Origin of the sequence: Bacillus pacificus, assembly GCF_020861345.1 — a bacterium.
Lineage (GTDB): Bacteria > Bacillota > Bacilli > Bacillales > Bacillaceae_G > Bacillus_A > Bacillus_A pacificus.
Genome location: NZ_CP086328.1, coordinates 2543095 through 2554729 on the forward strand (window position 1 = coordinate 2543095; position 11635 = coordinate 2554729).

General features: G+C 32.3%; 9 protein-coding genes and 1 pseudogene. 6 read left to right on the forward strand and 4 right to left on the reverse strand.

Going from position 1 to position 11635, the window contains the following annotated elements:
- The first annotated feature begins 46 nt into the window (after positions 1 to 46).
- A complete protein-coding gene (locus tag LMD38_RS13370; protein ID WP_016717646.1) occupies positions 47 to 1078 on the forward strand; it encodes a DnaA N-terminal domain-containing protein in 1032 nt (343 codons plus the stop codon).
- Between the two features lie 18 nt (positions 1079 to 1096).
- Here LMD38_RS13370 and secY read toward each other — a convergent pair whose 3' ends face one another.
- Both secY and LMD38_RS13380 read right to left on the reverse strand, forming a co-directional pair.
- Positions 1097 to 2401, reverse strand: coding sequence for a preprotein translocase subunit SecY (secY, locus tag LMD38_RS13375; protein WP_016717645.1), 1305 nt, complete (start codon positions 2399 to 2401; stop codon positions 1097 to 1099).
- A 388-nt stretch (positions 2402 to 2789) separates the two neighbouring features.
- Positions 2790 to 3008 (reverse strand): annotated as a pseudogene (locus LMD38_RS13380) (spore coat protein GerQ); the annotation flags it as partial.
- Between the two features lie 322 nt (positions 3009 to 3330).
- Between LMD38_RS13380 and LMD38_RS13385 the strand changes: the two are divergent.
- The 4 genes from LMD38_RS13385 to LMD38_RS13400 all read left to right on the forward strand — a co-directional run bounded on the left by LMD38_RS13385 (position 3331) and on the right by LMD38_RS13400 (position 9876).
- Positions 3331 to 3831 (forward strand): AraC family transcriptional regulator, encoded by a 501-nt coding sequence (locus tag LMD38_RS13385; protein ID WP_048554717.1) that lies wholly within the window; start codon positions 3331 to 3333, stop codon positions 3829 to 3831.
- Between the two features lie 382 nt (positions 3832 to 4213).
- On the forward strand, positions 4214 to 5917 hold the full coding sequence (locus LMD38_RS13390) for a M4 family metallopeptidase (protein ID WP_062821651.1): 1704 nt from the start codon (positions 4214 to 4216) through the stop codon (positions 5915 to 5917).
- Positions 5918 to 6402: 485 nt separating this feature from the next.
- Complete coding sequence (gene pulA, locus LMD38_RS13395) at positions 6403 to 8961, forward strand: type I pullulanase (RefSeq protein WP_062821652.1); 2559 nt, start codon at positions 6403 to 6405, stop codon at positions 8959 to 8961.
- A gap of 315 nt (positions 8962 to 9276) precedes the next feature.
- A complete protein-coding gene (locus tag LMD38_RS13400; RefSeq protein ID WP_062821653.1) occupies positions 9277 to 9876 on the forward strand; it encodes an undecaprenyl-diphosphatase in 600 nt (199 codons plus the stop codon).
- Positions 9877 to 10045: 169 nt separating this feature from the next.
- Here the strand turns inward: LMD38_RS13400 and LMD38_RS13405 are convergent, their stop codons facing one another.
- A complete protein-coding gene (locus tag LMD38_RS13405) occupies positions 10046 to 10228 on the reverse strand; it encodes a hypothetical protein (protein ID WP_014893663.1) in 183 nt (60 codons plus the stop codon).
- A 335-nt stretch (positions 10229 to 10563) separates the two neighbouring features.
- Here LMD38_RS13405 and LMD38_RS13410 point away from each other — a divergent pair, with 335 nt between their 5' ends.
- Positions 10564 to 11256, forward strand: coding sequence for an HAD family hydrolase (locus LMD38_RS13410; RefSeq protein WP_029141127.1), 693 nt, complete (start codon positions 10564 to 10566; stop codon positions 11254 to 11256).
- A 189-nt stretch (positions 11257 to 11445) separates the two neighbouring features.
- Here the strand turns inward: LMD38_RS13410 and LMD38_RS13415 are convergent, their stop codons facing one another.
- Positions 11446 to 11601: a hypothetical protein gene (locus tag LMD38_RS13415; RefSeq protein ID WP_001199986.1), complete on the reverse strand. Its 156-nt coding sequence runs from the start codon at positions 11599 to 11601 to the stop codon at positions 11446 to 11448.
- Positions 11602 to 11635 lie beyond the last annotated feature (34 nt).

An 11635-nucleotide genomic window follows, 5' to 3' on the forward strand; every position in this document is an offset into this window, starting at 1 on the left:
ATTATTAAGCTATATGAAAGAGATCTGCAAGAAGAGGGGAGTTATTATGAAAATAAATTGGACTGAAGTCAAGGAAAAAATTCGACCGCAAATTTCAAAACCATCATATGAAACTTGGTTTACGAATACTACTGTTTATTTAGAGGATGATATATTAACAATTTATTGTCCAAATGAATTTGCACGTGACTGGTTAGAATCTCATTATAAAGAATTAGTATTTAATACATTAAGAGAAATGTTTAATACGACGTTTGAAATTCAGTTTGATCTATGTAATGGCGAACCATCTAAGTTGAAAGATATTCAAAAAGCAAGGCTTAGTAGCTGGGATGAAGTAAAGAAAGCGTTAAGACCAAAATTAGCAGAGAAAACATTTATGACGTGGATTAGAAATACAAATGCTACGATAGAAGATAATAAATTAATAATCTTTTGTGAAGATGCGTTTCATCGTGACTTGCTTGAAGGGGAGTATAAAAATATAATTTCAAGTACCGTACAGAAAATAACCGATGAAAAATATCAAATTTGGTTCGAAATAGAATCAAGCGCTACTTCTAAAGCACAGGTTCATCACGTGCAAAATAATCAACGTACTTCCGGACAAGAGGAATCAAAAACAATTTGGAATAAAATAAAAGATAAAATACAATTAAAAATTTCGAGACCGTCATATGAAACTTGGGTCAAAGAAACGACAGCTAGAATAAATGAAGATTCATTGATCATTTATTTTGAAAACGAATTCCAACAAGAGTGGGTTAAAAAGTCTTATAAAGATTTAATTTCGCAAATAGCTAAAGAGTTAACTGGAAATACATATGAAATTCAATTTGAATTAAAATCAAATACAAATACAACCAGTAATAATGAAAAATCAACAATTGAAGATATCACTTCCGAATTAGGAGAGCAGTTCAAAGTCTCTAATAACAGTTTAAAATATAATGATGTAGATGAGAGCAATAAACGTATTCGAGCGTTAGAAGCAAAAATAATGAACTTGGAAAAGGTCATTGGTACATTAGTAGAAAAATTAGATGCAGTAGAATTAAAAACACAGTTGGAAAAATAACCAACTGTGTTTTTTTACTTAATTCGCTTTTTTTATAAACCCTTTATAATGACGTTTTACAAGCTGACTTTCTAACGTTTTCATTGTTTCAAGTGCCACACCGACAATGATCAGTAAGCTTGTACCACCAATTTGTGCAGAAGGTGGTAATGTAGCAATTTTCGTGAATACGAGCGGTAAAATTGAAATTGCACCTAAGAAAATCGCGCCGATAAATGTTAAACGGTATAAAATTTTCGTTACATATTGTTCTGTTGATTTGCCAGGACGAATACCAGGCACATATCCATTTTGCTTTTTCAAATTCTCAGCCATTTGTTCAGGATTTACTTGAATAAATGCGTAGAAGTATGTGAAAGCAACGATAAGACCGACATAAAGTGTCATTCCAAATGGATGTGCAAAATCAAGATTTGCAACTATCCATTTTGAGACGCTTGAATCAGGGAAGAGCTGCGCAATTGTACGCGGCGTCATTAAAAATGCAGAAGCAAAGATTACTGGAATTACACCAGCACTATTTACTTTAAGAGGTAAATGAGTGTTTTTTGCTCCTTGATATTGATTGTTTCCTGAAACAGCTTTTGCATATTGAATCGGTATTTTACGCACGGCTTGTTGTATGTAAATAACGCCAACAACTATCGCTAAAATTACGAGACCAATTAAGACCATCTTTATGATGTGCATGAATAATTGATCGCCTGCATTTTGAAATTGTTGCAAATAAATTTGGTTCGCAACATTTGGAATCGCTGCTACAAGTCCTGCGAAGATAATCATCGAAATACCATTACCTACTCCATTAGCGGTAATTTGTTCACCTAACCAAAGTAAAAATGCAGTACCTGCAGTTAAAACTGTCGCAATAAATAAGTATGTAGTCCAGCTTTGATCTGTTATTAATTGTCCGCCTGCTATATTATTAAAACCATAAGACATCCCAATGGCTTGTATGAATGCGAGAATGATTGTAAAGTATCGAGTGAATTGAGCTGATTTCTTACGGCCCATCTCACCTTGCTTTGCCCATTCCGAAAATTTAGGTATAACATCCATTTGTAGTAATTGTACTATGATGGAAGCTGTAATATAAGGTGTAATACCTACAGCAAAGATTGAGAAGTGTTGCAGTGCTCCTCCGCCAAATACGTTTAGCATACCTAAAACGTTAGCTTGATCTTGTACTTTTAATACCTCTGCGTTAGTATGAGGAACTGGAATAAACGTGCCAATTCGAAAAACAATTAGCATCGCTAATGTAAAAAGAATTTTGTTTCTTATCTCAGCTACTCTCATGAAATTTGAAATCGTACGAAACATTTTGTCGCCTCCTATATTTTTATCAGTTTAAAACTGATTATTATATCCCGATGAAGTAACCACAAACCTCCTTCCGCATTAAATTCATTTGACAAATGGATTTATATACATTTTGTAGTTTTCACGGATATAAAAATATAAGGTATTTTTAGCGAGCTATAAGTTTTTCGTAATCATTCAATACACATAATATATCGAATAAATTAATAAATGTACATACATACGCATGAAAAATGAATAAATAGGGTCATTTTTTACATTTATTTAATGATAAATTGATAGGACATGTTATTAATTGTTGTTTTTTCTGGGAGGGTAGATTAGATAAAAAAACACCCTTAAAAAGGTGTTTTTTTATCCACAAGTTCATAAAACGTATTTCAAATATTTAACAGCACCATTTCGGTTTATTAATAGTTTGACTGTTTGGAAATTCTATATAATCTAGGTAAATTCGTTGTAATAGATACAATTTACCGCTTGTTGGATCTTCAATGGTAAAATAGTCAGTTCCAGCTGATGTAAGAATCCCGGTGTATGATTGTGTACCAAGTGATGAATCTCTCACATATGTCAAAACCACCGTAACTTGTACACCTATATTGGTACATAAAAAATCTTGAACACTACAATTGCAATCATTATACGAGTTTTTTTGCATCAATATGACCCCTTTAGTTTTTAATATACTATTTAAGTTTCTAGTAATGTGCTTGGACGATGAAAAGAATTCTATCAAGCCATTTAGTATAAAAGAATATTTTTTGTGAAAACATCCAGCTCTTTAAAATCAGTATCTATTCATTCATTGTTCTTATTTGTAGCATATTTCCGCGTGTTTTCATTGGAGTTTTGTACTATTAATGAAGGGATATTTATTAATGAAGTCTAAATAAATGGAGTAGATAGTTATAAAGGGGCTGATATAAATGAAAGTGACTATAAAAAAATTACCACCATTAAAAGTAGCCTATATAAGACGAACTGGTAGTTATTTTGAACCACAAGATCACTGGGGAAGGTTATTACAGTGGGCAAATGAAAATAAACTTTATCCACCGGAGCAATCATTTATCGGAATCTCATTAGATAATCCTGAACTTGTTGCAAGCCATATGTGCCGACATGATGCTTGCGTGACCATACCTGAAAACTTTGAAAAAGAACAACATGAGGATGTGCAATTTAAAAGTGTAGATAGTGGTCTATACGCTCTATACCAATTCTATGATGAACCTCATAAATTAAGTGTAGCGTATCAATACATGTACGCAGAGTGGCTACCAAATAGTGAGTATGATGCAGATTATGATAGAGATAATTTAGAGTTTTGCTTAAATAATGTTGCAGAAGATTTAGAAGGAAAGTTAAAGGTTGATTTATTTGTGCCAATTAAAAAAGTACCAATAAATATGAATGCAAATAAGTAGTATGTTTCTTTCTAGCATTATCTTTACTATATTATTTATTTACTAATCAAACAGTAACGGAGGATACCGGTGTATTGGATGATGTATTTTTAAAAGGTTATTGGGTAGAGAAATCATTAAATAAACAATTAAATGAGACGAGCATATACTAATAAATGACACAATGCATAATTTATAATCGTATTTGAAGAGCACCTTAAAGTGCTCTTTTTTTATTGAAATTCATGCACTTATATAAGTTGTTCTTAATTTGAATCATCGTCCTTACATTATGTAATTTTGCATAATGTTACATAAATTGTGTATTTTCCCTTTTTTTCGACAGAAACAGGAAGTATACTTTGTACAAGCTTTCTATTTCAAAATTATACGAGGTGAAAAAATGAAAAACAAAAAGACGTTAACTAAGGTAGCATTAACAACAGGTTTAGCTTTAACAGCAGTAGCACCGTATGGAGTAGGTCATGCAGAGGAAACAGATCAACTACAAGTTCAAATTCAGGAGGAATCATTCCGTTCAGGTGAACTTACACAACCGTCACAAAAGGCACCAGAGAATGTAGTAAAAGATGCTCTTAAGGAGAAAACAGAACAAGCCCTTTCTTCAAAGCAAGTCAATGGAGAAACTGGAGTAGATTATAAAGTTCTTCAAAAACGTGATTCATATGATGGGACTACACTTGTACGTATACAACAAACATATGAAGGAAAAGAAGTATATGGACATCAATTAACTGCACACGTAGATAATAACGGTGTTATTAAAAGTGTTTCAGGCGATAGCGCGCAAAATTTAAAACAAGAAGAATTGAAAAAGCCTATCAATCTATCAAAAGATGAAGCGAAACAATATATTTATACGAAGTACGGGAACGATATCAATTTTATTTCTGAGCCAGAAGTTAAGGAAGTTATTTTTGTTGATGAAAATAATGGACAGGCTAGCAATGCATACCAGGTTACATTTGAAGCGGCAACACCAAAATATGTTTCCGGAACATATTTAGTAAATGCACAAAATGGTGATATGTTAAAAAATATGGTACAAGAGTCTAACTTGAAAGCAAGTGAAAAACTAGTTGGAGCCTTAAAGAAAAGTAAAAAAAGCAGTCTTACATCATTAACGGGCACTGGAAAAGATGATTTAGGGATCTCTCGTTCATTTGGTATTTCTAAACAAAGTAATGGCAAATATGCTCTGGCTGATTATACAAGAGGGCAAGGAATTGAAACATATGATGTGAATTACAGAGATATTACTAAAGAAGAAAGCTATTATCCTGGTACATTAGCAACTAGTACTTCGACAACATTTAACGATCCAAAAGCAGTAAGTGCTCATTACTTAGCAACAAAAGTTTTTGATTTTTATAAAGATAAATACAACCGTAATAGCTTTGATAATAAGGGACAAAAGGTAGTTTCAGTTGTACATGCTTGGGATTCTGGAGATACGAATGATCCGAAAAATTGGCAGAATGCGTTAAGTGCTAATAATGGTAGTATGCTTGTGTATGGAGATCCTATCGTCAAAGCATATGACGTAGCTGGGCATGAATTTACACATGCTGTTACTTCTAGTGAATCTAATCTTGAATATTACGGTGAATCTGGTGCGATTAATGAGGCACTATCTGATATTATGGGAACATCTATTGAGAAATACGTAAATAATGGAAGCTTTAACTGGACGATGGGAGAACAAACTGGATCTGTCTTCCGTGATATGGAAAACCCAGCTTCTGTTCCATCTTCACTTGGAGTACCTTATCCAGATGATTACAGTGAATTTAATGATTTTAATGGATGGGATCAAGGTGGCGTTCATTTTAATTCAAGCATTATTAATAAAGTTGCGTATCTCATCGCAAAAGGCGGAACTCATAACGGTGTAACTGTTAAAGGAATTGGTGAAGATAAAATGTTTGATATTTTCTATTACGCAAATACAGATGAGTTAAACATGACTTCTAATTTCAAAGAATTAAGATCAGCATGTATTCGAGTGGCAACTAACAAATATGGTGCAAATTCAGCTGAAGTTCAAGCAGTACAAAAGGCGTTTGATGCAGCAAAAATTAAGTAAGTTAGAAATATAGTTCTTATTCATATATTATTACATTATGAAAAAACAGCTAATGTCGTTTTAAGGATATTAGCTGTTTTTTTCATACCAATGTATTTGAAAAATAAACTTACTAAGCAATAATTAGGCACTCTACCTTTAAGAAGTTGCGACAAAGATTTAAGGTTTATAGTATATAAAAACAGAAAATTAATAATATATTGACCTCTTAATGGGAAGTGCTATAAAATGAAAGCGATAACAAACGGTTGCTTTAAAATAATTTCCCTGATCTTTTCGTATTTACAAATATATGAAGACGTAAATAAACTATTTTTTTAACAATTAATGCAAACGTTTTCGTATTGGAAAGATCATTGAAATACATATGTGAAAATAACCAATACGGGGGGGGAAGCAAAAGAGATTTCTAGATTAATTTAAATTGTGTAATGTAGTACGGGCATAATAAATCGTTCGTACTATTTAAAGAAAGGGTGTATGTAGTGCAAATGATAAAAAGATTAATTAACAAATCAGTTTTATTACTTACTATAATTGTTATGTTCGCATCTATTTTCTCTATTCAAAGTGTAAAGGCAGTTTCAAATTCGAAAACAACTGAAGTTATTATTCATTACAAAGAGCAGCTTGGAAATACAAAAGACTGGAATCTTTGGTTATGGGGAGAAAATGCAAATGGTACATCTTATGAATTTACTGGTGAAGATGAATTTGGAAAGTACGCTAAGATTAATATAGATGGTGACTATAATCGTGTAGGATTCATCATTCGTACAAATGAGTGGGAAAAAGATGGTGGGGATCGTTGGATTGAAAATATAAAGGACGGTCGTGCTGAAGTATGGATTCTTTCTGGTGATGAAAAGGTATATAACGCTAAGCCTTCTTCGGATCTATCAATTCAAAAAGCAACTATTGATAGTTTCAATGAAATCACTGTAACGACGAATGTTCCATTTCATATTAAGGAACAGAAAATTGAAATTGAAGGTATTAAAATTAAGAATATTAGTCCTTATGATATAAACAGTGGAAATGTTACGAATAAGGTGAAAGTAATTACGGAGCAGAAAATTGATTTAAAGCAGACATACAAAGTTAAAATTGAAAACTTAGCTGATACAAATACTGAAATCGGTAAAGTCATTCGTAGTGAAGAGTTTGATCATTTATTTTATTATGGTGGTAACGATTTAGGGAATATATATACACCACAACATACAAAGTTCCGTGTATGGGCTCCTACTGCGAGTGAAGCAAAATTAGTTACATATAAAAAATGGAACGATAAAATAGGTACTGAAATAAACATGCAACAAGGTGAAAAGGGCACTTGGAAAGCAGAACTTAAAGGGAACCAAAAAGGTCTCTATTATACATATAAGGTGAAAATTGGTGATAAGTGGACGGAAGCAGTTGATCCGTATGCACGTGCTGCTTCTGTAAATGGAGATAAAGGTGCGGTTGTTGATTTAGAAGAAACAAATCCGAAAAAATGGAACACTAACAAAAAGCCTAAATTGAAAAATCCGGAAGATGCTATTATTTATGAATTGCATGTACGCGATCTTTCCATCCAACCTGAAAGTGGGATTAAGCAGAAAGGGAAATATTTAGGAGTAACAGAAAAAGGAACAAGAGGGCCTGAAGGTGTAAAAACAGGACTTGATTATATGAAAGATCTTGGTGTTACACACGTTCAGCTTTTACCGATATTTGATTATGCTTCAGTAAATGAAGAGAATGTAAACGAACCACAATATAACTGGGGATATGATCCGAAAAATTTCAACGTTCCAGAGGGATCTTATTCTACAAATCCATATGAGCCAACTGTTCGAATAACTGAATTAAAGCAAATGGTTCAAACACTGCACGATAATAACCTTCGCGTTGTTATGGATGTAGTTTATAACCATATGTATAATGCTACTGAATCTAATTTTCATAAGTTAGTTCCAGGTTATTATTATCGTTACAATGAAGACGGAACATTTGCAAATGGCACTGGTGTAGGAAATGATACTGCTTCAGAACGAAAAATGATGAGGAAATTTATGATTGATTCAATAACATACTGGGCAAAAGAATACAATTTAGACGGATTCCGTTTTGATTTAATGGGTATTCATGATTATGAAACAATGAATGAAATACGTAAAGCTGTTAATCAAATTGACCCTTCTATTATACTGCATGGAGAAGGTTGGGATTTAAATACACCTCTTGCAGCAGAGTTGAAAGCAAATCAAAAAAATGCAGAGAAAATGAAAGGGATTGCTCATTTTAACGATAATATACGTGATGGATTAAAAGGTAGTGTATTTGAAGAGAAAGAAAATGGGTTTGTAAATGGAAAGGAACACATGGAAGACCGTATTAAAAAAGGTATTACCGCAGGCATTGACTACGATACAAATTCGTCGACTTACCAAGATCCAGAGCAGGTGCTAACGTATGTGGAAGCGCATGATAATCATACATTATGGGATAAACTTGAGTTGACTAATCCAAGTGACAGTGAAGAAGTGCGAAAACAAATGCATAAATTATCTTCGTCGATTTTATTAACATCACAAGGTATTCCGTTCTTACATGCGGGACAAGAGTTTATGCGCACGAAATATGGTGATCATAACAGTTACAAATCTCCAGATTCAATTAACCAGATGGACTGGTTGCGCCGTGCAACGTTTAATAATGAAGTGGATTATATGAAGGGCTTAATAGAATTACGCAAAAAGTACTCAGCTTTTCGAATGACATCTGCAGAGCAAATAAAAACACATGTATCATTTATTGATGCTCCGAAAAATACTGTAGCTTATACAATAGAGGGGAATAAAAATGAATACTTTACGGTGGCTCACAATGCAAATAGAGAAGCTGTTGAAATAACACTTCCATCGAAAGGTCCTTGGAAAGTACTAGTAGACGGTAAACAGGCAGGTAGTAAAACACTTTACGTTGTCCATGACAATAAAATTAAAGTTCCTGCATTAAGTTCATTTGTTTTAAAAACAGAGAAAACCATTAAATAAATGCCAAAAGCGGACGGAAGATTGTTTTCACTTCGCTTTTAAAGTTAAAATAGTATAATTTCACATACTGTAATTATATTACAATTTAATAAAAAAAGAGAAGAACTTACCAAGGTTCTTCTCTTTTTTATGTGTAATTATCGTTTCCGTAGTTGTAGATATAAGAGTTTGTGAATATAGCAAAAGGCAAGACGATGAACCTATTTACAAAGTGACGAGAAAATGACAAAACTGTAAGAATGCACGAATGTTTGTAAGAAAGTTCGATGTTTTCCTGTTTCTTTTTTTATTAAAGTGAAAAAGGAGGGATTTGAAATGTCTTTTTCTCAATTCAATATTGATATTTTTCGAGCACTTAATGATTTAGGTAAACAATATTCATTCCTAAACCCGGCCATCGTATTTTTGGCAGAATATATGGTATATATTTTTGCTTTAATTATTTTAGCTTATTGGTTTACTGGGTCCAGAAAAAGTAGGATGATGGTTATTCAAGCGATGGTTGCTTTTGTAATTGCTGAGGTAATCGGGAAAATAGCAGGGAAATTCCATCTAAATTATCAACCGTTTGCAGTATTGCCTGATGTTAATAAACTTGTCGACCATGCTGTAGATAATTCATTTCCTAGTGACCATACGATTCTCTTTTTTTCGATTTGCTTTTCGTTTTGGCTTGTTCGTAAAAAAACTGGATGGCTATGGCTTATACTTGCACTTTGTGTAGCGATCTCTCGTATTTGGGTAGGGGTTCATTATCCTTTTGATGTTGCAGTAGGGGCTTTAATAGGATGTATTTCAGGGTTATTTTCGCATTGGTTAGTACCGAAATTATCTTTTATTAGGCAATTACTTACTCAATATGAAAGAGTAGAGAAACAAGTTTTACCATTCAAAAACAAATCAAAGGGGTTGTAAGTACAGTCCTTTATCATCTCCATTACTATTCTCCACAAGTTGAATGGACCAAAACATCCAATACAGCCAAGAAGACGAAAAGAAATAGATAGTACGTCTAGGTAATAAGCTATTTTATTACCTAGACGCATGATCTAAATACTGTCCCGTTCACATTTTAAATGTATCGTTATTGCAGAATTAAACCTACAATCATAATGAAACTAAATAGTATCATCCAACCAAACGCACAATAGCCAAAGAATCTAATCCATTTTGGTAATTGATTCATGTTAACTTTATTTGTGGGAACCCCTTGCATAAAAAACATCATTTTTTGATCTCTATCCCTATTATTTTGTTGTTCATACATAAAATCATCACCTTTCTAGAACCATTGTGTTTATAGTATATCAGTTTGAAAAAAATATGTATAAGGGCTAGTTTGCATACGAATCATCCTTTATATTTAATCTTTAAGTACAGCCTATCACAAAAGATTTTTAAATTAATCTGAAAATCCTAAATTAAAAAATTCATCGATTACCTAAGTTGAAACCGTGTGCTTTCACATCAATTAACAAACAGAAAAAGGATTTTTGATTTAACTCTTAGAATATCATTCTATTAGGAGTTCGTTCATATGAATTGTTTTTTGATTACTTTTGATAATAACTAGGAAATATAGAAAGGTTGTGAATTTATTTGGTGGGTTATAAAGCTATGCTGTTTGATTTAGATGATACGTTACTTAATAGGGATATGGCCGTAGATACATTGTTTTTATTTGTTTTAGAAAAGTGTTATGAGGATGTTAGTGATACAGTCAAAAACAATATGCTACAGAAATTTAAAGAATATGATAAAAGGGAATACGGCATGAGTGATAAAACGATAGTTTTAGAATCATTGTTTGATGAATTTCCGCCGAAGTATAGATTACCACGCAATTACATTGAAGATTTTTGGAATGAAAAATTCCCTAAATGTTTTTCAATAGACAAAAATACTATTCATTTCTTAAATCATATAAAGAAGCACTTTAAAGTTGGAATTATAACAAATGGTTCAAGTCAGAGGCAAAGGGCTAAAATAATTAACACGAATTTAAACAATTACTTTGATACGATCATTATTTCTGAAGAAGTAGGATTTAGTAAACCGGATAAACGTATATTTGAACTAGCATTAAATAAGCTTAATGTGCAACCAGAAGATGTATTATTTGTTGGAGATGACTTAGAAAAGGATATTGCTGGTCCTCAAAATGTAAATATAAAAGGGATATGGTTTAATCCTCATAGAATCACAAATAAGACTGAAATAAAACCGTATTCTGAGATTGACACTTTTGATAGTTTATTAGGTTATATTACTCCGCAATATTTTTATAATAAGTAAAAATATTGCGGAGTAATGAATTTTTATATTCTAAACAAATAATTAAGAAAGATTTCATTTACCGCATTGTAAGTAAAAACAAAGAAACACTTAAAGCTCTACTTAAGGGCAGTGATTTTATAGAAACACTCATTACTGGTAAATGTTTAAGAAATAAACAAACTAAAAATACAAGTAAGGAATGTATTCTTAATCTCGCATTGCCCCCGCCTCTCGAGAAGTCATTGCTCCTTGTCCTGCTCTTACATCATTTTGAATTTCTTGTTTTACTTTTTGCGCATCAGTTGTAGCAAAATCTGATTTCATATTAGAAGCAGACTTTATAGCTTTTTTAGGATATTGCATACAAACCCTCCTCAATTTAATACTTTACAAACTT

Bases quoted from the DNA above. Each gene is read 5' to 3' on its own strand.
- LMD38_RS13370 (WP_016717646.1), top strand. From the start codon at position 47: ATGAAAATAAATTGGACTGAAGTCAAGGAAAAAATTCGACCGCAAATT.
- secY (WP_016717645.1), bottom strand. From the start codon at position 2,401: ATGTTTCGTACGATTTCAAATTTCATGAGAGTAGCTGAGATAAGAAAC.
- LMD38_RS13385 (WP_048554717.1), top strand. From the start codon at position 3,331: ATGAAAGTGACTATAAAAAAATTACCACCATTAAAAGTAGCCTATATA.
- LMD38_RS13390 (WP_062821651.1), top strand. From the start codon at position 4,214: ATGAAAAACAAAAAGACGTTAACTAAGGTAGCATTAACAACAGGTTTA.
- LMD38_RS13400 (WP_062821653.1), top strand. From the start codon at position 9,277: ATGTCTTTTTCTCAATTCAATATTGATATTTTTCGAGCACTTAATGAT.
- LMD38_RS13405 (WP_014893663.1), bottom strand. From the start codon at position 10,228: ATGTATGAACAACAAAATAATAGGGATAGAGATCAAAAAATGATGTTT.
- LMD38_RS13415 (WP_001199986.1), bottom strand. From the start codon at position 11,601: ATGCAATATCCTAAAAAAGCTATAAAGTCTGCTTCTAATATGAAATCA.